The sequence below is a fragment of the Leptospira ognonensis genome (assembly GCF_004770745.1).
GTDB lineage: Bacteria > Spirochaetota > Leptospiria > Leptospirales > Leptospiraceae > Leptospira_A > Leptospira_A ognonensis.
This window is the reverse complement of the sequence record NZ_RQGD01000045.1, coordinates 85,248-111,032: the sequence shown is the minus strand read 5'-3', so window position 1 is coordinate 111,032 and position 25,785 is coordinate 85,248. Positions and strand designations below refer to the sequence as shown.

22 protein-coding genes are annotated in these 25,785 nt (G+C 39.7%); 11 read left to right on the top strand and 11 right to left on the bottom strand.

The window, feature by feature from the left end:
- Positions 1 to 4 precede the first annotated feature (4 nt).
- From EHQ58_RS16055 to leuA2, 4 genes are all read right to left on the bottom strand, one after another.
- Positions 5 to 451 carry a hypothetical protein gene (locus EHQ58_RS16055; RefSeq protein WP_135624926.1) on the bottom strand — a complete coding sequence of 149 codons (447 nt, stop codon included), beginning with the start codon at positions 449 to 451 and terminating at the stop codon, positions 5 to 7.
- Entirely contained in the window at positions 438 to 1,994 is a 1,557-nt protein-coding gene (locus EHQ58_RS16050) for a glucan biosynthesis protein (RefSeq protein ID WP_167883661.1), read from the bottom strand. Before EHQ58_RS16050 ends, EHQ58_RS16055 begins: the two co-directional genes overlap by 14 nt.
- A 71-nt stretch (positions 1,995 to 2,065) precedes the next feature.
- On the bottom strand, positions 2,066 to 3,817 hold the full coding sequence (locus EHQ58_RS16045; RefSeq protein ID WP_135624924.1) for an N-acyl-D-amino-acid deacylase family protein: 1,752 nt from the start codon (positions 3,815 to 3,817) through the stop codon (positions 2,066 to 2,068).
- An 81-nt stretch (positions 3,818 to 3,898) separates the two neighbouring features.
- Positions 3,899 to 5,086: a 2-isopropylmalate synthase LeuA2 gene (leuA2, locus tag EHQ58_RS16040; protein WP_135624923.1), complete on the bottom strand. Its 1,188-nt coding sequence runs from the start codon at positions 5,084 to 5,086 to the stop codon at positions 3,899 to 3,901.
- A 307-nt stretch (positions 5,087 to 5,393) separates the two neighbouring features.
- Here leuA2 and EHQ58_RS16035 point away from each other — a divergent pair, with 307 nt between their 5' ends.
- From EHQ58_RS16035 to EHQ58_RS16015, 5 genes are all read left to right on the top strand, one after another.
- Positions 5,394 to 6,692: a DEAD/DEAH box helicase gene (locus tag EHQ58_RS16035; RefSeq protein WP_135624922.1), complete on the top strand. Its 1,299-nt coding sequence runs from the start codon at positions 5,394 to 5,396 to the stop codon at positions 6,690 to 6,692.
- 88 nt (positions 6,693 to 6,780) lie between these two features.
- On the top strand, positions 6,781 to 7,698 hold the full coding sequence (locus EHQ58_RS16030) for a hypothetical protein (protein WP_246047400.1): 918 nt from the start codon (positions 6,781 to 6,783) through the stop codon (positions 7,696 to 7,698).
- Positions 7,698 to 8,039: an STAS domain-containing protein gene (locus EHQ58_RS16025; RefSeq protein ID WP_135624920.1), complete on the top strand. Its 342-nt coding sequence runs from the start codon at positions 7,698 to 7,700 to the stop codon at positions 8,037 to 8,039. The genes EHQ58_RS16030 and EHQ58_RS16025 overlap by 1 nt, the downstream gene beginning before the upstream one ends.
- Positions 8,040 to 8,046: 7 nt before the next feature.
- Positions 8,047 to 8,478 carry an ATP-binding protein gene (locus tag EHQ58_RS16020; protein ID WP_135624919.1) on the top strand — a complete coding sequence of 144 codons (432 nt, stop codon included), beginning with the start codon at positions 8,047 to 8,049 and terminating at the stop codon, positions 8,476 to 8,478.
- Entirely contained in the window at positions 8,471 to 11,473 is a 3,003-nt protein-coding gene (locus EHQ58_RS16015; protein WP_135624918.1) for a PP2C family protein-serine/threonine phosphatase, read from the top strand. The genes EHQ58_RS16020 and EHQ58_RS16015 overlap by 8 nt, the downstream gene beginning before the upstream one ends.
- Here the strand turns inward: EHQ58_RS16015 and EHQ58_RS16010 are convergent.
- Both EHQ58_RS16010 and EHQ58_RS16005 read right to left on the bottom strand, forming a co-directional pair.
- On the bottom strand, positions 11,421 to 12,878 hold the full coding sequence (locus tag EHQ58_RS16010) for a sodium:solute symporter family transporter (protein WP_135624917.1): 1,458 nt from the start codon (positions 12,876 to 12,878) through the stop codon (positions 11,421 to 11,423). The genes EHQ58_RS16015 and EHQ58_RS16010 overlap by 53 nt on opposite strands.
- Before the next feature lie 16 nt (positions 12,879 to 12,894).
- Entirely contained in the window at positions 12,895 to 13,515 is a 621-nt protein-coding gene (locus EHQ58_RS16005) for a CBS domain-containing protein (protein ID WP_135624916.1), read from the bottom strand.
- 113 nt (positions 13,516 to 13,628) lie between these two features.
- Between EHQ58_RS16005 and EHQ58_RS16000 the strand changes: the two genes are divergently transcribed.
- The 4 genes from EHQ58_RS16000 to EHQ58_RS15985 are packed head-to-tail and all read left to right on the top strand — an operon-like array spanning position 13,629 to position 18,762.
- Complete coding sequence (locus EHQ58_RS16000) at positions 13,629 to 15,524, top strand: AMP-dependent synthetase/ligase (protein WP_135624915.1); 1,896 nt, start codon at positions 13,629 to 13,631, stop codon at positions 15,522 to 15,524.
- Complete coding sequence (locus tag EHQ58_RS15995; RefSeq protein WP_135624914.1) at positions 15,521 to 17,095, top strand: acyl-CoA dehydrogenase family protein; 1,575 nt, start codon at positions 15,521 to 15,523, stop codon at positions 17,093 to 17,095. The genes EHQ58_RS16000 and EHQ58_RS15995 overlap by 4 nt, the downstream gene beginning before the upstream one ends.
- A 3-nt stretch (positions 17,096 to 17,098) precedes the next feature.
- Positions 17,099 to 18,340, top strand: a complete 1,242-nt coding sequence (locus EHQ58_RS15990) for a sensor histidine kinase (RefSeq protein WP_135624913.1) — start codon at positions 17,099 to 17,101, stop codon at positions 18,338 to 18,340.
- The gene (locus tag EHQ58_RS15985) at positions 18,337 to 18,762 is read left to right on the top strand and encodes a MaoC family dehydratase (protein WP_135624912.1); all 426 of its coding nucleotides are present in this window, start codon (positions 18,337 to 18,339) and stop codon (positions 18,760 to 18,762) included. Before EHQ58_RS15990 ends, EHQ58_RS15985 begins: the two co-directional genes overlap by 4 nt.
- Here EHQ58_RS15985 and EHQ58_RS15980 read toward each other — a convergent pair.
- The gene (locus EHQ58_RS15980) at positions 18,746 to 19,111 is read right to left on the bottom strand and encodes a DUF1292 domain-containing protein (protein WP_135624911.1); all 366 of its coding nucleotides are present in this window, start codon (positions 19,109 to 19,111) and stop codon (positions 18,746 to 18,748) included. The genes EHQ58_RS15985 and EHQ58_RS15980 overlap by 17 nt on opposite strands.
- A complete protein-coding gene (locus tag EHQ58_RS15975; protein ID WP_135624910.1) occupies positions 19,111 to 19,407 on the bottom strand; it encodes an HNH endonuclease in 297 nt (98 codons plus the stop codon). The genes EHQ58_RS15980 and EHQ58_RS15975 overlap by 1 nt, the downstream gene beginning before the upstream one ends.
- A gap of 28 nt (positions 19,408 to 19,435) precedes the next feature.
- Between EHQ58_RS15975 and EHQ58_RS15970 the strand changes: the two genes are divergently transcribed.
- Positions 19,436 to 20,605, top strand: coding sequence for an acyltransferase family protein (locus EHQ58_RS15970; RefSeq protein WP_246047399.1), 1,170 nt, complete (start codon positions 19,436 to 19,438; stop codon positions 20,603 to 20,605).
- A 4-nt stretch (positions 20,606 to 20,609) separates the two neighbouring features.
- Here the strand turns inward: EHQ58_RS15970 and EHQ58_RS15965 are convergent, their stop codons facing one another.
- Complete coding sequence (locus EHQ58_RS15965) at positions 20,610 to 22,001, bottom strand: flavin monoamine oxidase family protein (RefSeq protein WP_135624909.1); 1,392 nt, start codon at positions 21,999 to 22,001, stop codon at positions 20,610 to 20,612.
- A 114-nt stretch (positions 22,002 to 22,115) separates the two neighbouring features.
- Between EHQ58_RS15965 and EHQ58_RS15960 the strand changes: the two genes are divergently transcribed.
- Positions 22,116 to 24,227: a 7TM diverse intracellular signaling domain-containing protein gene (locus tag EHQ58_RS15960; RefSeq protein ID WP_135624908.1), complete on the top strand. Its 2,112-nt coding sequence runs from the start codon at positions 22,116 to 22,118 to the stop codon at positions 24,225 to 24,227.
- Here the strand turns inward: EHQ58_RS15960 and EHQ58_RS15955 are convergent.
- Entirely contained in the window at positions 24,224 to 25,147 is a 924-nt protein-coding gene (locus tag EHQ58_RS15955; protein WP_135624907.1) for a 50S ribosomal protein L11 methyltransferase, read from the bottom strand. The genes EHQ58_RS15960 and EHQ58_RS15955 overlap by 4 nt on opposite strands.
- Before the next feature lie 8 nt (positions 25,148 to 25,155).
- Complete coding sequence (locus tag EHQ58_RS15950; RefSeq protein WP_135624906.1) at positions 25,156 to 25,779, bottom strand: helix-turn-helix domain-containing protein; 624 nt, start codon at positions 25,777 to 25,779, stop codon at positions 25,156 to 25,158.
- Positions 25,780 to 25,785 lie beyond the last annotated feature (6 nt).

Here is a 25,785-nt window from a genome sequence, read left to right as displayed (position 1 = left end):
CGAATTAAATAAAATAAAGAATTAGAGAATATATAATAATCCAAAACAATATGGTGAAAATGACAGTTTTTTTATCGATTTTTTCTTCTGATAATCTTGCGAATCCGGAAAAATCAATGGGACGCGGAACCATTTTCCCAAATCCTTTTCCCCGTGAAGAAAATTGATTCTTTAAGGTAACTGCTATCTGATTGAAATCTGGATGGTTTCGAAATTCTTTTAATACTAGACTCTCAAATTTTAAATCTGGAAAGCGATCTTGTTCGAGTCCAAGTTCTGCCAAGGAAGACCTTTCGACTTCCGTTTCAAATCTGTCCATTGCTTCCGTTAAGGTAAGTTCTTTATCCTCAGATAAAATCTTGCGGATTATATCTGCGATGTAAATGGGATCATCATTTCCTAAGGCTCGCAGTCTTTTCTCGAGAGCTAAAACAAGTTTACTGGTTGGCATGGTCCCACGTTGTTATCCATGTTTCTGAGATCACCTCGGAATTGTCTTTTAGATAGGCTTTTAACTCCGTATTTTTATTTCCAAGTTTTGCTGGTATTTGAAACGAGATTCGAAATTTTTCTGATTCGGGAATTTTCTGGATTATCACATTTGTTACTTCAATTGGTTCATTCCAAGATTCAACGACGGGCGTCGGTAATTTTTCTTCTGTATAGGATTGTAATTTTTCACCTTTAAAATCGATGAAAAAATTTCGTTCTCCATCCTTTCCGAGATTAGTTCTCGTTCCCACAACATAAGCTAACTTTTTGGGTGGGTAAACATTCCAAAGGATACTATACTGCAAACGGAGTGGCTCACCGACTTCCGGTAGGTTGGATGGTACCCAAAATAGTGTGACATTATCGTCTGAATCTTGTTTTGTGGGAAATCGAAATAAATGTATCTGCCCCTTTCCAAAGCTGTCTCCTGGTTCTATCCAAGCACTAGGCCTCAACTGGTACTTCATGTTAGTGTCTTCGTAACTTGCAAAGTCTTTATCTCTTTGGATGAGGCCAAATCCTTTGGGATTCTCTAAATCAATGATATGGGTATGTGGTTTCTTTGGATTATCTATGGGTCTCCAATAATAATCACCGGTTTCTGTCTGATACTGCAGCCCATCCGAATCGTGGACTTCAGGATAAGCTTGGCCTTGCGGAACTTGCGAGTTTTCGCCATACCAAAACATACTGGTTAGGGGAGAGATGCCTAGTTTTTCTACAGGCTTTCTTAAATATATTTCTGCATTGATGATTGTTTTGGAAATCTCGCCAGGAACGATTTCAATTTCATACGCGCCAGTTACCGATTTTCCATCTAACAAGGCATAAACGAATATCGTAGAATCAAATTTACCAGGTTTTTTAATCCAAAATTCTTTGAAGACAGGAAACTCTTCTTGAGTGTTTGCCATACCAGTGTTAATGCCAAGACCTCGTGCTGACAAACCATAGAATTGCCCTTTCGAAACGATCCGAAAGTAGCTTGCCCCTTGGAAGACGGCAAACTCATCCGTATGTTCATCGGTATTGATAGGATAATGGATCTTAAATCCCGTATGTCCAATCTCCGCGTTGAGCTTGATTTCTCCTACTTCACTCCAATCAAAATATTCTTCTAGGAAAGGAATACGTTGGTAGTTTGATCCAACCATTTCGTTGATATTGATCGCATAATTATATAAGTGACCTGGAGGCATGAATTGAATTTGAAAAGCACTACCTTCGCTCCTCCATAATGATTTTTCAGTTCGAAAGCGAATGTTTTTATAGCGATCGTATGGTAAGGAAGAAAGTTCTTTCGAGGTATGAGGTTTGATTTCAATGTAAGGTGATTCTAAAAGCTTACGTGCCTTTTCCTTTAGTTTGGAAAAATCCATTTCAGGCCGAACCACCTCATGAGGTGTCGTGATCGTTACATTTCCGTTATTCTGGTTGGGGTCTTTGGTGATGCCAGTTGCTATGAGCAAGGCAGCAATCGCTCCAAGTATTAAATTGACCAACCCCATAAGTCATAGTCCGAAATGTTTCGTATATTTCCTCATTTTTTTAACTCTTCTGTCTACTAAAATGGCTAGCTTCCCTTCCCTAGCTGGGACCTTAAAAATTTTCCATACCCTTTTTCTTTGCCAAGTTTTGATACGGGAACACCATTCTTAATAGCAAGCTTCCCGTTGATGTAGACATTTTTGATCGTCTCATCATTTCTTCTCACCCATCGCTTGAAGTCGTTCATAAATGGCATCGGAGCCTCGACATCTTTTGCCAGATCTTCATTCAATTTCTCTGGATCAATTAGCACAAGATCCGCACGTTTTCCCTTTCGAAGGTAACCTGCGTCGATTCCAAACCAATCGGCAATTTCCCCGGTCAAACGAAATACAGCATATTCTAAACTCATAAATGGCTTCTTGGATTTTTCTGCATCGTAGGCCAGTTTTAACATACGCAAGGGAAAATTATAGTGCGCCATCCCCCGCAAGTGAGCACCTGCATCAGAAAAGCCGATGAGAACATCGGGATGAGAAATGATTTTTTGAAGCGGGGCTAAGCGATGGTTTGCCATGACTGTATACCAACGGATGGAGTTTCCATGCTCAGCCACTAGGTCGAGAAAGGCCGTTGCCGAATCTACTTTTCTTTCTTTAGCGATGTCATCGATTGACTTTCCGATCAGACTATTATCTGGAGCCGAGACAACTTTCGTTTCACGAAAATCACGATGGAAGACTCTAGGTAAAAACCAATTATTCCATTGTCTTTTGAACCAAGATCTGTATTTTGTATCCTTCATTAATTTTTTACGTTCCAATTCATCTTCAAGATGGTTGGCTGCGGCTCCCGCACCAAACTCTTCAAAGACGACAACGTCCATACCATCTGCATAAAGATCAAAAGGTTCAGGAAGGGATTGGTATCTGAAATCCGATCGGAAAAGTTTATTGATGATACGGCCAATGAAACCAAGAAGTTTATAAAGATGAGGATCATACTTTACGTCCATCATAGAAATGATGGTCGTCTTTAGTGGTTTGCGAATGATTCCCAATGCTTCCCAAAGAAACATGAGTAGATTGATTTTAGTCGATACGTTTGGCACACCTTGGAATACCTTTCCACGTTCTCTCAAAATCTGATTGAAAGCTCGGTACTCGCTCCAACTCGCATAGGTAGAAGGTAGGGGACGGGAACGAAAACGATTGCCATCCATTTTGTCCCAAACCAAGGTATTGATTGACATCCCGAGAAAGCCAGCATCGAGTGCTTCGGTTAAGTGATCTTTCATCTTACTAAGTTCTTGTTTCGTTGGATTTTCGCCTTTGGTAAGTGCTCTTTCTAATCCCATAACATGCGTTCGTATCGCAGAGTGGCCAGCAAAGGATACAACATTTGGCCCGAGTGAAATGGAATTTAGATGATCAACGTATTCCTGAGCGGAATTCCAATTCTTATTTTTTTGCAGAATTTCAAGGACATTTTTTCTTGGTATTGCCTCGACACGGCTGAACATATCAGCTAAATCTACTGGCTCTCCAATCGCAAGGCTCAAGGAGCAGCTTCCCAGGGCAATGGTTGTCACGCCATGACGAACCGATTCGGACAAGTCTGGCGCTACCTCAATCTCAGCATCATAATGCGTGTGAAAGTCAATAAATCCAGGCGTGAGCCAAAGCCCATGGGCATCGATGATTTCATCATCAGGTTCAGGTGTGAGGGATGTATCAAGGTCCTGAACCATTCCATCTTTGATTCTTAAATCACCGATAAAAGAATCTTTTTTTGAACCATCAAAAATGCGAGCACCTTGAATCAAAGTAGTGGCCATATATCATCCTCAAGCAACGAACAATGCGTAGGTCAAAATATGTAACCATAGGCAATTGAATGTCAACTCTGAAATATTTTGTTAGAGATTTTTGGACCAAGCAATGAGTTCCTCAACTTCAATCGCTCGATTGCCTTGTGAACTGGAAACTTCTTTGGCTTTATGGAACAAAATTTGAATTTTCTCATTTTCCAGTATTTTTCCTACTCCATCTAACATGTATTTTATCGCCTTGGCACCAGATTGATTTGTAAAGCGAATGGATTCCTCATCTGTTCGTCCAACAAATTCAGGTGTAAAGGTTCTGTAAGCTCCCTTCTTTTGACCCATCGTTTTGGTGACTCCATCTTGGTGGATTCCGCTTCTATGAGCAAAGATATCTGAACCAACGATTGGTGCTTTTTCTCCAATCGGAATTCCTGTCAGGTCTGCAATGAACTTTGCAGTTGGATAGATTCTTTGAAAATTTAAATCCAATTTCTGACCGCATTCATGAAGAGCGATCGCAGTTTCATATAGATTCGTATTCCCTGCTCTTTCACCTAATCCATTCAAGGCAACTTCCACTTGGGTCACTCCCGCAAAACAACTTTCGACAGTTGTAGCTGTTGCCATACCTAAGTCGTTATGCGTATGAACAGAGATTGTGATATGTTCTGGAATCTGTTCTGCCAACTTTCTCACCATTTCGACGAATAAGAAGGGTCTGTATCTTTCGACTGTGTTTGGAAGATTGATCACATTGGCTCCTGCCTCAATAGATGTCTGGAAAGCTTTCACTGCGAAGTCAAAGTTATCTAAGGCATCTCCAAAATGTTCACCTGAAAATTGGATGCTCGTTTGTTTTCCGCTGATTTTTCTAGCAAAACTTACTGCATTGTATATTTTCTCTAACACTTGCTCGGGTGAAATTCTAAGCACATTTTGAATTTGAAAGGCACTCACTGGGTAGACGATGTGCAATCTTGGAAGTTTGGCATGGGAGATCGCTTCCCAAGTGACTTCAATTTCTTTTTGAATCGCACGAGAAAGCCCGGCGATGGTGATATGTGCAGGTGCTTTTTTTGCCAGAGTTGCGGAAGCCTCAAATTCACTGCTGTTTGAAGAAGGAAATCCAACTTCGATACCGTTTACGTTCAGCTCAACTAACTTATCAAAGACGGATTCTTTTTCAGAAAGTGTCCATGGCTTTTTTAATGCCTGATTGCCGTCACGCAAAGTTACATCTTGGATCCAGATTTTTTTCTGGAAGTTTTGATCTTGATACATTTTTTCCCCCCTTCCATCGCCAGAGGACTCTCATTGGAAGGGGTTTTTGTCTGCAGGAGGCTACAAACAAAAAAGCCCGAATCCTTTGAGGGACTCGGGCTCCATTGACAAAGCACTCTCTCCCTCGAACTTATATGAGTCCGAGGAGGAGGAGAGAACTAGGAATGTTGATAGAAGATTTCATATTCTGACTTTATAGACGTAAGAATTCTCCATTTCGTCAACTTTTTTTTCATCCCTTAGGGGTTTATTTCCCTATTCAAATTGGCTTGGTTCTCAATTCTGGAAAGATATACGTAGGCAACCCTTGCATAAAAAAATCGAAACATTTTCCGAGCTATCGCTCGATCCCCACATTCTCAAGGCAGTGAACGAGACTGGTTATACGAAACCAACCCCGATTCAAATACAGGCTGTACCATTATTACTTGAAAAACGTGACCTTCTTGGTTGTGCGCAAACAGGAACAGGTAAAACGGCAGCTTTTGCCCTTCCCATCCTTCATAATTTGATGCTTGATAATCGTAAAACCATGCCAAAACAACCGCGGACTCTTGTGCTCGTTCCCACACGTGAGCTAGCCGTGCAAGTACATGATAGTTTTAAAATATACGGAAAATACCTTCAAATCAAGACAGCTGTTCTGTTTGGTGGTGTAGGTCAATCGCCACAAGTAAAAGCTCTTGCGAGTGGAGTCGATGTGCTCGTTGCGACTCCGGGTAGACTCGTGGATCTCATGGACCAAAGATATGTCTCACTTGCAAACTTAGAAGTTTTTATACTCGATGAGGCAGATCGAATGCTCGATATGGGCTTTATTCATGCCATCAGAAAGATATTAACTTTTTTACCCAAAAAACGGCACAATTTATTTTTCTCAGCAACAATGCCACCTGACATCGAAAAGCTGGCGCAATCCATTCTTGTAAATCCCATTCGTATTGACGTAACACCCGTTTCATCGACTGTAGAACTCATTGCGCAATCGGTTATGTATGTTGATAAAGACCAAAAAAAGGATCTGCTCCTTCACATCTTTAAAGACAAAGCTCTAAAAAGAGCCATCGTTTTTACAAAAACGAAACATGGTGCCAATAAGGTCGCGGAACTTTTGGCAAAAAACGGTGTGAGAGTAGATGTCATCCATGGAAACAAATCACAATCGGCAAGACAGCGTGCTTTAGAAGACTTCCGATCGGGAAAAAATCGGGCACTCGTTGCGACAGACTTAGCCGCACGTGGTATCGATATTGATGACATCACTCATGTGATTAATTTTGAAATCCCATATGTCCCTGAAACCTACGTGCATCGGATTGGCAGAACAGCAAGAGCAGGTGCAAAAGGTATTGCCATTTCCATCTGTGAGGCTGACGAACGTTCGTTGATCAAAGACATTGAGAAGGTGATTGGAATCTCCATACCAGTGGACAGGGAACAACCTTTTCATTCCAAAAATGTAGAATCACATACTGGAAAAGCTCCGAAGATTCATGGATCTGGCGGCGGCGGAGGTGGAGGCGGAAGAAGGCCACAAAGACCAGGTGGTGGTGGAAACGGTGGTGGAAATAGAGGGCCAGCTTCTAAAAAAACAAGAAGGCGATAGTCCAAATTCCATTTTAGTTTAGAATTTATCTTTACAGTAAGATTTGCCCAAGGGATAACCTAGGGATACTTTGCTGTAAAGAAAATTGATGAATCAAAGAACCACAATCCCTGCCGATCTCGCACTGGAATTAATTAAGACGATTCGGGTCCTTGCACTTGCAGGCAAAAAAAACTTCAATAAGTATCTATATGAATCTTTAGTCTACGGTGGTTGGGAGCGAGATAAGGCTCATTTAGCAACGACAGCATCTAGACTGATGGACAAAATCCAGGAAGACCTGAAAGATCCTGCCTATGAAAAAACGATTCCTCATCAGTGTAAGCGACTCATCTCCCAGGCGATTGCTGAAAGTCTCTCTGCATTAGGTGACTCGTGCATTTTTTTTCTCGAACATATTAGAGAGATTCCCTTGCTTGCGAAGTCGGAGGAAGCTAGAGAGTTTGTTTTTATCATAGAACGACCACTAAAGACATTCGCAAAGGAAACTGCGGAAACAAATGAGAAACGCTTCGAAGATTCGATTCAAACATTGAGCCTAGATGAAATGAAAGAGGCCTTCGATACAGTCCGTTTAGATGGGACTCGCAAAAAAGTTTATTTGGAAAAAACCATTCATAATCTTTACCAACAGGTATTACTTGCTACAAAATCAAATAACTTATCTAGGTGTAAAAAACTCTTATCCCAATACATTCTTACGTATCATGAAACTGAAACCTATAACAAAGCCGAAGTAGAAACCTTGTTAAACGCTTTGGATAAAAGAGAAGAGGGCTTTCGAAAAAATATTTGGGATTCACTCGCAATTGAAATCTATTATTCTGTGACGCGAGGGATTTTAGAAGGGAATGCCAAAAAGGCCATTCAAGGCATACGCAAATATGCATATATTTTCGAGGGAGACCCCGATTCTAAGTTCTATTTTGAAATCGATGGTTTGGAAAGAAAACTTTATAAAATCATTCAAGACAAAGACATGATGAAAAATTTAAGGAAAGCATAATGGAAAAATTAACAATCGTTGAAAAGAAATCGGGAAATCCTTCCATACTTCAAATTACGGGCGAGATTGATGCAAAGACGGCTCCCGATCTAAAACTTCAACTTGAACTCTTGATAGGAAACGGTATCACTAATGTTATATTAGATTTTACAAGTCTCACCTATATTTCGTCAGCTGGAATCGGCGTCTTAAGTGCTACACTTAAGTATTTGAAGGAAAAATCAGGAGATCTTGTCCTCTGCAATCTTTCAAAAGAGGTAAAGGATACGCTCGATCTTATGTATTTCACTAAAAAAGTAAAAGTGTTTCCAAGCGTGGACGGTGCTTTAGCAAACTTTTAGTGAGTATATGCGATCCCTTGCCGAAAGAGTTCTCTTTTTAGATCCAAGCGTTGAACATTTATCAGGTTTTCGTAATGAAATTCGCAAATTTCTTGCAGAGGAAGGCTCTTCAATTCTCAGAAACCGGATCATTTTTTGCATGGATGAACTGGTAAGCAATATCATAGAACATGGCAATTTAAATTCTAGAAAACAAAAAATTGAAATCAGGCTCTTATCGTTTCCGACGTTTTGGAAAATGGTAATTGTGGACGACGCGCTTGCTTTTGATCCCAATCATGCGATCGGTCCAACCTTGGAATCTCTTTATGATTCGGGTGCGGAAGGCGGCTTCGGTCTAAGTGCATTAAAAAAGTTAACTCGACTTTATTATAAGCGGATTTCGTTAGAAAATAAAAACCAAGTAACGCTATTTTTTCGGAAAGGAAATCATGAATAAAAAACAAGTCTTGCGAATCATCTCGCCTGGCATTCGTATCAAACTTTCATTTTTTACGGTCTTGCTTATTTTTGCAATCGTCTCTGTGACCACGGTGATCAATTACAATCAGCAAAAGAATGCCTTAAGCCAAAAAATAAATGCAGAAATCAAAATGCCTTTAGAGTTCGTAAATACAATCGTTTTGGATTTGGAAAACCTGAATCGAAGTTTAGTTTTGATTGAAGAATTTAAGATTCGTGTTCGTGAAAAGAAAAAAGAACTAACTAAGTTTAGGCGAGTTGTTGTAAAACAGGAAACAGGTTTTTTGGGCACTCTGAAAGATCTTGGAAAATCCTTAGGGTTAAATCTTAAGAAAAAAAATATTTATAGTTCCGAGGATACCTATTTCTCAAAATACCTTTCCGAAAAGGAAATATCTGATTTTGAAGCGAAAGTAAAAAATCAGTTAAAAAAAAGATCAGGAGCATTGATTGACGAGCGGTCATTGTCGAAGTTGCAAATGCTGGCAGAAAAGGCTGCGATTCAGAAGATTACAAAGGAGAAAGCAAGCCAAGAACTCCAAGATGCGGAAAATGAAATTACGGCATTAAAAGCGGCAGTAAATGCTGTCAAAGAATCGGAAGCCAATCAAACCGAGATAAAACGAAAGCTCACAACGCTTGAGTCTTTATCGATTCAATTAGCCCAGAGAGGCAAGGTTGCAAAAGCAAAAGAAATTTCGTTTGAATCTGCTTTAAACAAGGCATTGCAAATTTTTTTCAGAGATTCATTTCAAGATCAAATCTTGGCCTTGGGTCTAAGTCCCGAAAAAATTAGAATTCTTTCTTACGATCATACAGGGAAGGAAAATATGGATACAGGGCAGATCATGTCTAACTCTAGTCAGACGGGGAAAAAATTGTTTGGAAATCAAAGTTTTATATCCGAAAAAAAATCCTTCTTTAACGAAAACCAAACGAAACTACAGATCGGTCAACTAAGTTCCAAAACGTACGATATTAATGGTAGGCAGTATGAAGTTTCTTACCGGCCGATTTTCAAAAATCCTACTTCGGCCGTTCGAGCAATTAAAATCTATGAATCAATTGCCAGTGGAAACACAACGTACGATAAAATTTTAGAAGAGGATCGAACCATCGCTGGAGAAATCAAATTATTGTCCACGAAACTTCGCGCCCGGATCACTGAGCTACGCACGAGTAGCAAGAAGAAGCCAGGATCCGATAAAGAATTTGTCAATTTATCGTCAGCCTATCGGAAATTATTGGATAAGCGAGAAAATCTGTTTAACGAACTCTCTCCTGCAAAAGCGGGACTCGTCACTTATTACAAAAACTGGAAGAAGAATCTCGAAGATCTAAAATTGCAACTTGGGAAAATAGATTCAGACATCGTGAAATTACAGACGAGTTTAAAAACAAATTTAAGTCCGAATGAGAAACCAATCGATCCAGAGGAAATTCAATTCGAAATTCAAAAACTAGAATCACTGGCTGAAGAAAAGAAAGACGAAATAGAGCGATTAACAGTTGCAAAGGATGATTATTCTGGTTTTAATGAACAGATATTAGATGATTCTTATCGACATCTGCGAGATTTTGCTTTGCAAGATTTTGTCTTTGTCTCTTTTCAGTCAAACAAACAACAATTAGATCATTACTTTAAAGATTTGCAGACTCGAAAAATGGAAGCTCAAAAGTTAAAACTTCTAAGAGAGTGGATTCTTTCTGGGAATTCTGAAACTGAACTGCCCAGTTTTAAAGGGGTTTCCGTTTTTGAAGATTCAGGCGTTCATATTCGAAGCAGATCAGAAGCAGAGGAAATGATGTGGTATCTCGATACAACGCCGATCATACAATCGAAAAGTGAATCTAAAGGTTTGCTTTATGATATTCTGCAAAGGGACTTGCTTGGTTATAATCTTCTTATCATCGATCGAACGGAAGGTCTAAGGCAAATTCGAAACAATAGGGATGAAACCATTCGCTACGTAGGAATCATCTGTCTTGTCGCTGTTTTTCTCGCGTATCTATTTGCCTGGTTTTTTGTTCGCAAATTAAAACTCATTAGTAAAAAAGCGGAAGAAATTGAAAAAGGAAATCTGCAAGTATCCTTTCCAAAAGCTGGTTATGATGAAGTCGGAATTTTGAGTGACTCTTTAAACGACATGGTGGTGGGATTAAGAGAGCGAGAAGAAATGCGTGGTGAACTTGCCGCTGCAGAAGAAATACAAAAAAGATTACTCCCCGAGAAACTACCCACGAGTCTTTCTGATACATTGGAACTAACTGGATTCTATAAGGCCATGACAGGCGTTGGTGGAGATTATTATGATTTTATAGACCTTTCCGAGGGCAAACTCGCATTTTGTATCGGAGATGTTTCCAATCATGGGGTAGGTCCTGCCATCATCATGGCCTTATTTCGCTCTCAACTACGATCGATTTTACGAAGAGGGGAAAGAAATCTTAAAAAAATCTTATTGGAACTAAATGCTTATCTTTATGAAGAAACGCCTGATCATATTTTTATTACATTCTTTTTGGGAGTTTATGATTCTAAAAATACACAAATAGAATATATCTCAGCAGGTCACATCAAACCTTTGTTTTATGATGCTTCAAAGCATAAAATCCATGAACTCCCAGCGGGGGGCTTACCACTCGGGATGGATGAAAATTCATTTTTCGAAACAACCATTGAGAGACGTGGAGTGATACTGGATGAAGGTGATATATTTTTCGAACATACAGATGGCTTAGATGAAGCCAGAGATCAAAATAGAATTTTTTTTGGCAGGGAACGAATCAATGAAATCCTTCTCTCTAATGGGAAAAATTCTGCCTCAGATTTCATGGCAATCTTAGTGAATGAGGCAGAGAGACATACGGGAGAGATATTGACGAAACCAGGAGTCTCTACATTAAACGATGATATGGCTATGATCGCGATCCGGAGAAAGCCAAGTGGAGGAGCGTCCAGCCTGAGCTAAAAATAAAGATGCCTGCCGGAATCAAGGTTGTGAAGGGCAATTTGATGCTCTGGGTTAGTATAATAAGTATTAAGATAGAGCCAAATAACAAGGGTGAAATGATCCAGTTGGGGAATTTTGGCTTCGACCTTTTTGACGCAAATAAAAATAGTGCGATCGTTGGGCCAAGCGTATAAGAAAAAATCGTTAAACCAACTTCTAATATTCCTTTCTCAAGTTGTTCGCTGAGCGCAAACGGAACAAGTGAGGAGAAAAATAAAATAACTCCAAAGATCAAACTAATGAGTTTGGGACTAAAAAATCGATCCATTCCCCAGTCTCTGGCCCAAGTCAAAGAAAGAGAATTGATGGTAGAAGAAAGTGTAGACATGGCACTAGCAAGGATGGCTGAGAGTAGTAAGCCAAGAAAAGGAGATGGAATTTCTTCTATGATAAATAAGCTAAAGGCTTTATCGGGAGCTACCGTTTTGCCCTGGAAAAATATATAGAGAAGTGATCCTATAGATAAAAATAACAAAAATTGAATGCAGACAAAAATGCCGCTAGAGATTAAAATCTTTTGTCCTGTTTGTAAATCTTTTGAAGCAATGATCCTTTGGACTAACATCAAATCAGTGCCGTGCGACCCGATGGAAATGAATGCACCTCCTAATATGGCAAATAAAAAAAAGTAGGAATTATCTGTATCCAGCCAATGCAAATGAAAAATCGAAAGTTTGCCTGAGTCAAATAGTTGAGTGAATGTTCCGTAGAGATTATTTTGGTGGGAGGTTAAGTGTATCAGGAGACCAAGAGAAAACAATCCACCTAGCAAATAAATGACTAACTGCAGGGAATCAGTAAAAACGATGGCTCTAAAACCGCCATACACTGAATAGATGATTGTCGCGATCGAAAGTAAAAATAGAGAAATGATGCCTACGTGTGTTTCATTCCAAGCAAAAAGATTCATACGACTGATTAAAAATGCGATTGGCAACGAAGTTACATACAAACGAATGCCATCGCCGAGAATCCGTGAGACAGTGAAAATGAGAGACATCGATCTCTGCGCAGATGTTCCAAATCTTTCTTTCAGATATTCATAAATTGAAATTCGTTCGCCTCCAAAATAGGCAGGGAGGAGTAGGTAGGCGACGATTGTCCGCCCGAAAATATATCCTATGCTAACTTGTAGAAATGAGTAGTCCCCTTTATAGGACAGAGAAGGTATAGAAAGAAAGGTCAAACTCGATGTCTCGGTAGCGACAAGGGAGAATAAAAGCCATACCCAATGAATCTGTTTTTTACCTAGATAAAAATCCTCTTCCGAGGATTTGCGTTTTGAAAAATGAAATCCAAAATAGAAAACGGCGATGAAGTAGAATAATATGACAAATATGTCTGTGATATAGTTCTTGGGCATAGAAGGCAGTTTTTTATCAGGCTAGGAGAGTAAAACCAGGAAATTTTACGATGGCCCGAATTAAATCAGTTCGGGTGATGATTCCGATGATTTCACCACTTGAATCTAAAATAGGCAAAGATCCTACTTTTTCATCTAACATGACCTTGGCGGCATATCGAATTTCTGTCTGTAGGCTTCCGCTGAGGACGCGCTCGGTCATGATTTCGGTTATTAAAATATTGCTTGGGCTCTCATCAATTGCAACCGATCTCAAAACATCCCGATCGGAGACAATCCCAATCAATACTTGTTTTTCATTTACAACAGGAATGTGACGAAATCGCTTTTCTAAAAAAAGGAGTTTTGCATCGGATACGAGTGCATGGGAAGGGAGAGTCGTCACGGGAGAGCTCATCAGCTGGTTAGCAAAGAGAAGAGGGGAAGTCTCATTTTCGGGCGCAAGTTGCTCCTCCGTGTAAGCCGATTTTGGATTCTGGAAGATGTGGCTGGTATTCGCGGCGAGGGGTGCCTCCTCATCCGGGTCAAAGGCCTGAAGCCCATGGCCTTCGGAAAGAAGATGGATCTTAGGAACAGTCGGCTTGGATACCGCTGGCAATCGGGGTGTTAGGATCCCGTTTTGAACCCAAAAAAACATATCATTGTCCTAATTTGGCCTAAATTTGTCAAAAAATCACAAAAAAACTTGAAAAAAGAACACTGGTTTTTTATCCTTCAGAGACCAAAGCGGTTCCGAAGGAGAAGAAATTTATGACAAGTCAGCCGACCTTACTATATCATGTACTTGGTTCTGTAGCAACTCGCTTTCCTAATAAAGTCAGTTTTCGTAAGCGAGACAAAGCCGGAATGTTCCCCGGCTTTAGTTTTTTAGAGCAAAAAGAAAGAGTGGATGCTTACTCCGCTGGCTGGATCTCCTCTGGACTTGCCATCGGGGATCGTGTCGCCTACTTTTGTGATGCGACGACAAACTGGCTCACGATGGATCTTTCCATTTTATCTGCGGGTGGTGTTGTCGTTCCGCGTGGAACAGACATTGTGGAAGATGAAATTCTCTATATATTAAATCACTCCGAAGCAAAATATTTAGTTGTACAAAAAGATAAGGATTTAGACAGAATTCAAAAATTACAGGACAAGTTGAAATTTCTTGAGCAGATATATGTTTTAGAAAATGATAATGGCGAACTTGAGTTAGGTGAAAAATCGGCTTCACTCCTGTCCACTTTAGGAAAAAAATCCTTGGCAGACAATCCAAATCTTCTAGCTGAAAGATTGCAAAAGATTGATCCAAATTCACTTGCCACACTTATCTATACATCTGGAACAACAGGAAATCCGAAAGGTGTCATGCTTTCGCAGGCGGGTTGGTTAACAGCGATACAAAATACAATCGCTAGATTAGACATGTCATCTCAGGATACGGCTGTTAGCTTACTTCCGCCCTGGCATGCATTTGAACGTGCGATTGAATACGCGACTCTTTCCCTAGGAATTGACTTTTTGGTTTCGAATATGACCTCTTTAAAAGACGACCTCAGGGACTTCCGTCCGACCATCTTTCCGTCCGTTCCGAGAATCTGGGAATCTGTTTATAATGGAATCATGGTGAAAGTAGCAAAAGAAGGCGGATTCAAAGAAAAATTATTCCATTTTTTCTTGAGGGTCGGCAAAACTTGGGCAAAACACAAAGCAGTGGTTTTTGGCTATGAACTTCAGATTCTAAAGGAGAATCTATTTCTGAAACTTTCCAAAAGATTATTTTCTATCTTCATACTCATTGGCTTAGCACCATTGAAGCTAGCATCTATTAAAATTTTTGCACCAATACATCGAGCGTTAGGTGGTAGGATTCGAATCTGTATCTCGGCAGGTTCTGCTCTTCCTAGTGTCGTGGATGGATTTTTATCTGCCATCGGATTGAAAGTTCTGGAAGGTTATGGCATGACAGAAACCTCCGCCGTTGTTTCGATTCGGTCCGATGCAAAACCTACGAAAGGAACTGTCGGAAATCCCATCGATGGCTACGATGTCATTCTCAAAGATGATTCGGGAAGGATTTTGACAGAACCCGGTGCCAAAGGAACACTATGGATCAAATCTGCTCAGATACTATCCGGATATTTCAAGCGCCCTGATTTGAATCAGGTTGTTTTTGATTCCAATGGATTTTTCGATACAGGTGATTTGATGCAGATTACATTTCGGAATGAATTGGTCTTTTCGGGAAGATCAAAGGATACCATCGCTCTCATTGGTGGCGAAAATATTGAGCCGATTCCGATTGAAGACAAGTTATTAACTTCGACTTATATTGATCAGGTGATGGTCATCGGACACGACAGAAAGACATTGGGCGCACTGATCGTGCCAAATTTTGAGGCGGTGATGAGCCGAATTGCAGGTATCAATAATGATTATACGACCTGGAACGAGGAGCCCAGGGTTAGAGAATTATATAAGTCCGAAATATCTCGGATCATAGCCAAATCAAACGGATTCAAAGCATTTGAGCTTGTTCCTGCAAATAATTTCTATATTGTCCCTAGGCAGTTTGATCCAGACAAGGAAATGACCCGTACTCTTAAAATGAAACGTAATGTAATCGCCGATACCTTTGCAAATGAAATTAATAGGATATACCAATGAGACACCCAAAACTGAATCCGTATTTGACCGAAGCTGATAAAGACTTCTTTGAAACTGTATTTGATTTTTCACGCGATAAGGTCCTGCCTTCCGCTGAGGAGAGAGACGAAAAAGAAATTTGGTCAAATGAGTTATGGAAAGAATTTAGCAAAGCTGGACTCACAGGTCTTTCCATCCCTTCCGAATATGGCGGGCAAGGTGCGAGTTGTTTACAGTGCTCTCACGCAACCGATGCTTTCTCTGCGGGCTCCCTTGATGGCGGGATGGGTTTGTCATGGGCAGCCCATATGATTATAGGGGCTATGCCCATAGTCTTTCAAGGTACGGAGGCTCAGAAGAAAAAATATTTACCTAAAATATCCTCTGGAGAATGGATCGCTGGTTTTGCGTTAAGTGAACCTGCATCTGGATCGGATGCTGCCGCCTTACTTACTCGAGCCGAAGAAGTAGATGGAGGGTGGAAGCTCAACGGATCCAAAATGTTCATCACGAACGGTCCAGTTGGACAGGTATTTGTTGTCATGGCTCGAACTTCTGAAAAAGGAAGAGGGCCACTTGGCATCTCGGCCTTTATCGTTGAAGATAAAACAAAAGGTTTCAAAGTAAGTAAGATACTAAAAAAATTAGGTCATCATACGTCTATGACAGCCGAACTGGTGTTTGAAGATATGGTCATACCGAAAGAAAATTTGTTAGGTCCTCTCAATTCGGGTTTCCTCAGAATCGGTAAGGAAACTCTTGAATGGGAAAGAACTGTATTTGTAGCTGGTCTTGCTGGCGCGATGGAGTTTTGTTTTCGTTCGGGTATGCGTTATGCGAAAGAGCGAGTACAATTTGGAAAATCCATCTCTTCTTTTTTTGGAATGAAAGATATTTTGGTACGAAATTGGGTATATATCCAAGCGGCAAGGCGATTGATTTACTGGGTTGCTGAGAGAAAAGATGCTGGCATTCCTTCTCCGCTGGAAAGTTCACTTGGAAAATTGATCTCCTCTGAAATCTCGGAAGATGTTGCACGCGACTCGGTCCAACTCTTCGGAGGATATGGCTATATGAAAGAGTACGCTGTAGAAAGGTTCTATAGAGATGTAAAACTTGGAACAATCGGTGGTGGTACGAGTGAGGTCCAGAGATCTATCATCGCTTCCATTTATCCTGGTAAGGCGAAATTTATGGCAGATTTCTCAAAAATTGAAAATCCTTCTTCTCCCTCCGATACCATTCAAAATCATCTCTTTGAGATCCTAGTCAAAATGGATACCGAAAATGATCGGAAAAGATTCCAGTCCATTGAATTTGCTTTTGCAGATGCCTTATCTTTGTTTGTCATACTTTCACTCTCAAAAAAAGATTCAGTTGAGGAATTCGTACATTATTCTGGGAAAGCGAAGTTAGCCGATAGAAGCTTGTTGACTTTTTACTTGGTAGGAAAATACTTAGGCTCACTCTCCAGGCTAGCAAAATATGCACCGGATGAGTTAAACCAAATTTGGACAAGTTATCAAAAGATTAGCGAATCCATAGAAATATCGGTCAATGAAAGATTTAATGAATTGCAGGATTTCTCATAACAAATGAAGGCAGCACTCCGAGTTTCTTTAATATATTTTTTGCTCGGAGTGATTTGGATTTTCGTATCAGATCATTTATTGGCTTTAGCCATCTACCAGATGGACTCCGTACGCTTTGCCCAATCGTTAAAAGGTTGGTTTTTTGTGATCGTCTCGGCCTTCTTAATTTTCTTTTTATTAAGAAGAGAGATCCTTCGAGAGTACAAAACAATCCGTGAAAAAAACCAAAATGAGTTATTATATCAAAATATATTAGAGCAAGTTCAAGATTCTGTTATTGTTTTTAACCTAAAAACATGGCAGATTGAATTATTATCCTTTCAGACGGCAAAATTTTTTGAGCTTTCTCGCGAAGAAATTCTGAAAGACTCAAGACTTTTGATCGAGCGGCTTCATCCAGAAGATAGAGACCGTATGTCCGATATCTGGATGAATCATTTAACGGAAAATTTTGTCGGCATTCTTTTCCGATTAAAACTTCCTGATGGTCGAGTGAAATGGGGTTTGGAGAACAGACTCTATATTTATGACGAGGAAGAAAAGGAAGGCCGTGCCATTGCCATCACTACAGATATCACAGACTATATCGATAAACAATCCCGTTTGGAAATATCCTTAAAAGAAAATAAAATACTGTTAACCGAAGTTCATCATAGAGTTAAAAATAATTTGGCCGTCATCATCTCCTTCATGCAGCTTCAATCTTATACAGCACCGAAAGAATCAGCAGTCATTCTTGAGCAAAGCATAGCACGTATTAAGGCCATTGCGTTGGTTCATGAAAAGCTTTACGGTTCCAGAAATTTAGCAACCCTAAATGCTTTAGAATACATCGAAAGTTTAGTCGAAAACATCAAACTTATGTACATGAGAATGGATGTATCCATCAATTTAGAAATTGATTCTAAAGAATTAAGTCCGGCTGATGCGATACCTCTCGGACTCATCATTACAGAAATGCTGACAAATTCATTTCGTCACGCCTTCCCGAGCACAAAGGCTGCACTCATTTCCATAACTCTAAGAGTGCAAGATAATGGAGAGATGGAGTTGATCTATATGGATAACGGGAAAGGCTTTCCTGAAGGTTCCGATATTCAAAAAGCGGAGTCGGTAGGGCTATCTGTCATTTTTTCACTTTGTAGTCAGCTAGCTGGAAAAGCCGTCGATGTTTCTTCGGCACCTAACGAAAGAGTTTGTTTTCATTTTAAATTTGAATCTAAAAAAAAGAGAGTATTAGAATGAGCTACCAAAAAGGAAAAACGTTTCAAGAAATTCAAATAAATGATACGGCTTCCTTTTCGAAAACCATCACCGAAACTGATGTGTATCTATTTGCCGGAATCAGCGGGGATTTTAATCCTCTTCACACAGACGAGGAGTACGCCAAAACAACTGTCTTTGGAACTCGTATTGCCCATGGTGGCCTTGCTGCGTCCTTGCTAGCACCAGTGCTTGGGATGAAGCTACCGGGTCTTGGGACTGTTGCCTTGGAAACAACAACGAAGTTTCGGAAACCGGTTTTCTTTGGAGATACAATCACCTGTAAGGTGGAAGTGATCGAGAAAGTGGATAGATTGAAAGCGGTGAAAATGAAAATTATATGGACAAATCAGAAAAATGAAATTGTGAGCAAGGGCGAAACACTCGTCATTCCTCCGAGCTAAGAAACTGGCCTATGAGTCCGATCTCATCTTCCACGAACTCTGCGACTTCTTCAAGCTCATCTGGATCGAGGATCTCTTCTAGTATCTCGTCACCATTGTCATCGTTACTGAGTCGTAAAACGATATAACCAGGAACATCAGATTCAGGATCATCCATATCCACATTTACTAAGTAATATTCCGCTTCCGAAGTGGGAAGAAATACCAAATATTCATTGCCACTTAAGGAAAAAGAATAGAAAACTTCCCATTGAAAGGTATTACCTCGTTCATCGACGAGGTCAATTTCTTCAGAAGATCGATTTGGTAGAAAGTCGTCTCCCTGAAATCCTAAATCATTTAATTCCATTACCCGAAGAAGTCCTTTTCGAAGGGTAGGCTATGTTTTTTCTTCGAATTACACTCTTTGCAGGATGGGACTAAATTGGCCTTAATAGAAAGACCGCCTCGTATGATAGGGATTAAATGGTCCATGGTCAGCTCTTCCACTTTGAATTTTTGACCACAATAATGACAAATTCCATTAGAGCGTTTATTTTTCCACCAGGCAGAATTTTTTAGTTCTTTTGCTTTTCTTCTCTCTCGTGCTATCTCTTCATCAGAGATCGTAGAAAAAAAACGTTCTATTTCTGGTTCCGGCTCCATACGAAAATTTGGACTAATGGAAGACAGTATGTCAATCAAAGAAAAAGAATCGACGGCAGGTGGAACTCTTCTTATTCCAGAAGTAGGAATGGGTCGATTATTTTATCTAGACAATCTTCGTTCGTTTGCCCTCTTTCTTGGCATCCTATTCCATGCTGCAATCGTCTATGCACCAAAAATTGGTTATGCGATCCAAGCCAAAGAAAGAGCCGATGTCTTTGGCTATTTTTGTTACTATATTCATAGTTTTCGGATGCCACTCTTCTATTTAATTTCTGGATATTTTTCAGCTCTCGTTTGGCAAAAGAAAGGCATGGGAAACTATATATTGGGCAGGATCCAGAGAATCTTGATTCCTATGGTCCTTGGTCTCGTTTTTCTTGCGCCCATTCAGTATTTTCTCGTCGTTAAGATCCATCATCCAAACTTATCCTACTTCCAGTTTTATCCAAATTTTTTTTCTATGGATTATTTTGCGCATTCCCATATTTGGTTTCTCGTTGATCTTACGCTTTTCAGCATTCTCTTCTTTTTATTTCCGAAATTATGGATCGAAAAAATTGCGGGGCTCTTTCCGAAAAATGAAAATTTTTGTTTCTTGGGTTACGTAATCCTGACAGTTTCTTTAACAATCCTTGGACATTCATTTTTTCCTAGAGGAGATGATGTTTACGGCATTGATAAACTGACATTCATTTACCAGTTTGGTTTTTTCCTTGTTGGTATTCTTTCTTTTTATGGAAAAACTATTTTTGAAGTTATAGAAAGAGGTTCTACTATTGCGAGTTTGAATTGGCTACTTGCTGGTCTCGTTGTGTTTTTAAGTTTTTATCAGCTCGAAATTTCTGATCCTCTATGGATGCCTTATTTTACTTATGGCATTGAAAAACGCGGATTACATATTTTGTTATGGTGCCTCTCTCCTTTCATCTGGACAAAGTTTTTTGTATTAGCATTTGAACGTTATCTAAACGTTTCGAATTCCTTTACCGTTTATCTCGTGGATTCCAGTTTGCCCATCTATCTCTTACACCATCCGATTTCGCTTTTGATAGCATACTATTTTAGAGAATGGGATGCGAATGTGTATTTGAAATTTTTGTTACATACGATGATCGTATTTTCATCAAGTTTTCTGATTTACGATACCTTGATTAAAAATACGACCATACTTAGAAAAGCATTCGGTTTAAAATGATTTTTTAGATTCGACTCACTGCCTGAATCGCAGAGGACAAAGCTGCATCCATTGTGCCTGAGTGTTTGGCTAGATGTTCTCCGGCGAAAAACACCCGTTCGTAGGACTCAAACCAAGGATCCTTTATGCCGAAAGAACCTGCCGGAAAAAGAGAAACAAATCCGCTATGCCCCGTATGCTTTTTGAAAGAGTGAAAGATAAATCCATTCTCCAGAGGTTCGGCAGCTTCCAATTGTTTTTGTTCTTGTAAGGAAAGTTTTAATAAAACTTTTCTTTGGTTGTCTGACGCCTTTTCAAATAGGAGAGCTCTATCACCGCTCGTGAGAGTCGTAATCGCGAAAGCATTTTCGCCAATGGCTTCCGGAGTACTCAAATACATCGTCTGCGCTGGTGTGTCGGTTACGTTTAGGAAAGGAGAGAACGTTTCTTTACTTTTGCACAAGATTAAATTTTTCACAAGTCGACCTGATTGCATACGCAAACTAGAATACACGATATCTTTTGGGAGACTAGGAGTCCATTTGATATCCAATATACTTTGCGGTGGAATGGTACAGATGAGAACATTTGCTTTGATCACTTTGCCGGAGGCAAGGTCAACTTGTACGGAATTCTTTATTTGACTAACCTTGGTTACGCTGTCTCCGAGTGAGATTTCCGTTTCGGGACCCAAGAGTTCTGCCAGTCCTTTGATCATATTTTCTGCTCCACCAGATATAAAATATTCTGGACGAAGAGCGGATTCTTGTGAGGAAAGATCACTGAGTAAGGACTCACTAGAAATTTGTGTTAAATCCCCTCCAAGCAATACTCTGTAAACTTCATTGATGGATTTCACTTCTTCATCCGCAATGCCTTGGTAACGGGCATAAGCCGCAAAGTTGATTCTATCGAGGCCTTGTTTTTGGGATTCGCCAAGAGATTTATGAAGTTCTATCACTTTTTCTAAGGTTTCAATCGAAGACGGAGAGATATTGACCAAAGAAGTCCCACCTTCATTTCGGAGCTTAAACTTTGCCGCAAGTGGTGAACTTTTTAAGGTGAGACCCAATTGTTTTGTAAGAGATTTGATATCAGATTGGCCTTCACCGATCCATTCCCCACCTAAGTCCTGAGTGATTCCGAGTGTTTTATCTGTAAAGGTTGCGATTCTGCCACCCAACCTCTCTCCTCGTTCCACTAGAGAGACTTGGTATCCTGATTGTTTCAGTAGGTAGGCAGCATAAAGACCAGAGAGTCCGCCGCCCAGAACGATTGCTTTTTTTGAAGGATTGGTTTTGGTCGGTGCTTTCACTTCTGTTCGGGATTCGGTTTGCCCAAACGAGTCGGAACTTTTTGCCAGTGTGAGTAGAGTACCTGTGATGCTGAGTTTTTTAAGGAAATCTTTTCGATTCATAAATCTTTCCCCTAAAATATTCAGAATCCGAAAAAAGGCTAGAAAAAATACGAAAATACCGTGCAATAGTTTTGGCTTTTTTGCGAATCACAGACGAATATTTGGAATTTTAATTTGAAAACACTTTTGACGTATCTAATTACCCTCTTTGCGTTACTCTATGGGCTTCCCGTTTTCGCTGAAGTTGCTTTTCCGATCAAAGCAGATACGGCGGGAAAAAATCTATTACCCTATCTTTACCTCTTGGAAGATAAGACATCGTCTGTCACGGCAGAAGAGATTCTTTCAGGGAGCCTTGATTCGAAATTTAAGCGCGTGCTTTCCGAAAATCTTGGTTTTTCCTCCTCTCAATTCTGGGTGCGATTGCCTGTGGCTAATAAATCTGACAATGCAATCCATTGGTTTTTAGAGTTTAATTTTCCCTTGATTGATGAGATTGAAATTTACTCATCAAATCTATCGCCTCAGTTAAAACGCTTAACGGGCGATCAGTTCCCGTTCTCTGAGCGTAATGAAAATTATAGAAACGTAATATTTCCATTAATTGAATCACCAAATTCGGAAGCAGTCTATTATTTAAGAATTAAGTCCGAGTCAACTATACCACTCACATTAGAGGCTTGGTCCATGACAGAAGGCATAAGTAAGATGAATAAGGAGCAGATTATCTTTGGTCTGTTTTATGGCATCATGCTAGTCATGATTTTTTATAACTTTTCTATATATGTTTTCACTCGAGATAAAAGTTATTTGCTTTATGTGCTGTTTATTACTTCTATTTCCCTTTTTCATCTAGCTAATAACGGAATTGCTTTTCAATATCTATGGCCAGAATCTGTTTGGTGGGCAAATTATTGCCTACCTTTCTTTATCATCACATCCTGCTTTTCCGGAGTCTTTTTCGCGATTCACTTTTTAAGTCTCCAAAAACTATCGCATGCTCTAGCGAAGTTTATGCTGCAATGGGGATACATACTGATCGCTGTTTCTATCATAACTTTCTTTTTTTCATATAGGACAAGTATTCTTTTGGCGATCGGTTTTGCCCTGATCTCTTTAATCATTATGGTGTCGAGTGGTGTCGTCGCCTTTATCAGAAAAGGTAGAACGGCGACGTTTTATTTAATCGCTTGGACTTTCTTTTTGTTAGGTGTTGGACTGTACTCTTTGAAAAGTTTAGGTCTGCTCCCTGATAATCAGATTACCCGCTGGACCATTCAAATAGGAACGGCACTTGAAGTCACTCTGCTCTCACTAGGTCTTGCAGATCGAATCAATTCTCTTTCGCGGAGTCTTAGAGAAAATCTCAGGGAATTATCACATGTTAATGCCAAAATTGAAGATTCGGAAAAACGATTTAGAGAAATCTTCCAAGGTGCAGATGAAGTAATTTTACTTTTAAATGAAGATACCGAAATCATCAATGCAAACCGGGCGCTTGCAAAACACTTAGGATACAGGACAGATGATATCAAAGGGAAAAAGCTAGCGGATCTACTCTTTCCCATGAAGGGCAAAAAGGCGGGATTCAATCTTCTTTATTTAAATGATAAATTTGCTGAATTGAAAATGATCGGAAAAGTGGGAACGTTTCGCGTGGAGTTTGCTCAAAAATACGTAAAAGAACCCAAGGATATGTATATTAAATTTCAATTCATTGAGTTCGAAAAAAATAGAGAAATTTTGGCAACTTTAACACCACAGTATGATGATACTTTGTTAGGTTTTATTGATTCCGAGCGTATTGAATTTACGATCAATAATTATTTAAGAAATGCGGAGCTTGTATCTCAACAAGTGACAACACACTTGGGAAAACACATTAGTCCCATTAGTCAAACAGAGATTCGGACTTCTCTAAGAGAAATCATCATCAATGCCATTGAACATGGAAATTTAAACATAGGTTTTGATGAAAAATCAGAGGCTCTATTAGAAGGAAATTATCTCGATTTCATTCAAAAAAGACAAGAAGATCCAAGATACAACCGTAAGGTGATAAAAATTGAGTATGTCTTAAACGATGATTATGTTGCCTATCGAATTACGGACGAAGGAAATGGTTTTGATCACAAAAAAGTTTTAGAGCGTCCGATAGAAGATTTAAACGATGCACACGAACAGCATGGTAGAGGCATTTACTTAACAAAATCTGTTTTTGATCGGATCGAGTACAACGAAGTTGGTAATCAAGTAAGGCTGATAAAGTTTTTTAAGAAGGGCTAATGTTTAACCCAATCTAGCACCCACCATTCATTCCACTCGTGAGAGTGGAGTAGGGAGCCAGGAAGGTTCGTTTTTAGTAGCTCCAAGAACTCATCTTTTTTTTCCGTGATGATGCCCGAGAAAATAAATCGTTTTGATTTGATTTTAGCCAAATTACGAATGTTTTGAGAGAGGACAGCGAATGTAATGTTTGCGATGGCAAGATCATATTCATCCTTCAAACAATTTTCATTGTCAAGTCCCGACTCTTCGACTGTGAATTTTATATCCTTTGAAAAATCATTTTCTTGCCAATTCGACCAAGCAGCCTTAACAGCATTTTGATCAATATCCAGTGCAAAAATTCTTTTGGTTCCGAGTTTTGCAAGGCCGATTGACAAAATTCCCGACCCAGTACCTAAATCACAAGCCGATTGAAAAATAGAACCCTCGTCCGTGAGACTATCTAATCTTTCCAATATGAGTTTGGTTGTCTCATGGTGACCAGTTCCAAAGGCTACACCCGGGTTGATATACAGAGGAATCCCGCCATTATGTTGCCATAGAGCCTTTGTTATTTCTGAATCTTTTTCCCAAGTAGGGATCACCCAAAGTTTTTTTCCTATGGAGAAAGGCTTATAAAATTCTTTATAGGCTTCTTCGTAGTCTCTAGTTTCAATATTTCGAGTTTCGTAATTTGAGTTATGCGGAAAATTGGATTTTAAAAAAATGAGTATTTGAATTTCTTTTTGAATCTCTTCCGTATTTAAGTAGATTCGAATGTTTGTATTCTCTTTGAGTATGCCTTGCTCAGGTTCTTTGGGAGCATCGCCATCGAAAAGAATTTCATAATATCCTGCGACTTGTAAAAGTTCTAACAGAGAATAGAGATCATCTGAGCCTGATTTCGGAAGATTGACTTTTAATTCTCTATATTCCAAGTTTTTAATTATCCAACTTCATCTGTATAATCCATGACAAGATACATGAGAGTTTCCCCATCTGTTGGATTGGAATATTCATGAGAAATATCTGCTTTAAAAAAAACGGAATCTCTTGGATCTAACTCTACTACCTTTTCCCCGACGCGGAGTCTGAGTTTTCCTGTCACGACTACGATATTTTCCGTCGTGCCCGTCTTATGAGGTTCTGCCACTTCATGTCCGCCTGGTTTTAAAACGAGTTCATAGAATTCCGTTTTACGGTTTCCTAAAAAAGGAAATAAGGCACGGCTCGCAAACACTTTGGAATTGGAGTAGAGAACTTTAGAATTTTCAGCCTTGAGGACGTGGATCCCGTCTTGGTTCTTTTCTTTGAGAAGTTCTGAAAAGGGAACGCTCAGACCATTGGCAATCTTCCACAAAACGGAGATGGTCGGCACGGACTTTCCCTGTTCAATTTGGCTCAGCATGGCTCGACTCACACCACAGCGGTTGGCAAGCTTATCGAGCGAAAAGCCTTTGGTATGTCGTATGAGTTTTAGGTTTTCTTTGACAACATCTGTTATATAATCACCAGCTTCAGCAAAAGCCAATTCCTTTTCCGCATCAGAAGGTTCGAGTTTAGAGACCATGACTCA

Coding starts and splice junctions, on each gene's coding strand:
- EHQ58_RS16055 (WP_135624926.1), bottom strand. CDS start 451: ATGCCAACCAGTAAACTTGTTTTAGCTCTCGAGAAAAGACTGCGAGCC.
- EHQ58_RS16045 (WP_135624924.1), bottom strand. CDS start 3,817: ATGGCCACTACTTTGATTCAAGGTGCTCGCATTTTTGATGGTTCAAAA.
- leuA2 (WP_135624923.1), bottom strand. CDS start 5,086: ATGTATCAAGATCAAAACTTCCAGAAAAAAATCTGGATCCAAGATGTA.
- EHQ58_RS16030 (WP_246047400.1), top strand. CDS start 6,781: ATGAATCAAAGAACCACAATCCCTGCCGATCTCGCACTGGAATTAATT.
- EHQ58_RS16025 (WP_135624920.1), top strand. CDS start 7,698: ATGGAAAAATTAACAATCGTTGAAAAGAAATCGGGAAATCCTTCCATA.
- EHQ58_RS16020 (WP_135624919.1), top strand. CDS start 8,047: ATGCGATCCCTTGCCGAAAGAGTTCTCTTTTTAGATCCAAGCGTTGAA.
- EHQ58_RS16015 (WP_135624918.1), top strand. CDS start 8,471: ATGAATAAAAAACAAGTCTTGCGAATCATCTCGCCTGGCATTCGTATC.
- EHQ58_RS16010 (WP_135624917.1), bottom strand. CDS start 12,878: ATGCCCAAGAACTATATCACAGACATATTTGTCATATTATTCTACTTC.
- EHQ58_RS16005 (WP_135624916.1), bottom strand. CDS start 13,515: ATGTTTTTTTGGGTTCAAAACGGGATCCTAACACCCCGATTGCCAGCG.
- EHQ58_RS16000 (WP_135624915.1), top strand. CDS start 13,629: ATGACAAGTCAGCCGACCTTACTATATCATGTACTTGGTTCTGTAGCA.
- EHQ58_RS15995 (WP_135624914.1), top strand. CDS start 15,521: ATGAGACACCCAAAACTGAATCCGTATTTGACCGAAGCTGATAAAGAC.
- EHQ58_RS15990 (WP_135624913.1), top strand. CDS start 17,099: ATGAAGGCAGCACTCCGAGTTTCTTTAATATATTTTTTGCTCGGAGTG.
- EHQ58_RS15985 (WP_135624912.1), top strand. CDS start 18,337: ATGAGCTACCAAAAAGGAAAAACGTTTCAAGAAATTCAAATAAATGAT.
- EHQ58_RS15980 (WP_135624911.1), bottom strand. CDS start 19,111: ATGGAATTAAATGATTTAGGATTTCAGGGAGACGACTTTCTACCAAAT.
- EHQ58_RS15975 (WP_135624910.1), bottom strand. CDS start 19,407: ATGGAGCCGGAACCAGAAATAGAACGTTTTTTTTCTACGATCTCTGAT.
- EHQ58_RS15970 (WP_246047399.1), top strand. CDS start 19,436: ATGTCAATCAAAGAAAAAGAATCGACGGCAGGTGGAACTCTTCTTATT.
- EHQ58_RS15965 (WP_135624909.1), bottom strand. CDS start 22,001: ATGAATCGAAAAGATTTCCTTAAAAAACTCAGCATCACAGGTACTCTA.
- EHQ58_RS15950 (WP_135624906.1), bottom strand. CDS start 25,779: ATGGTCTCTAAACTCGAACCTTCTGATGCGGAAAAGGAATTGGCTTTT.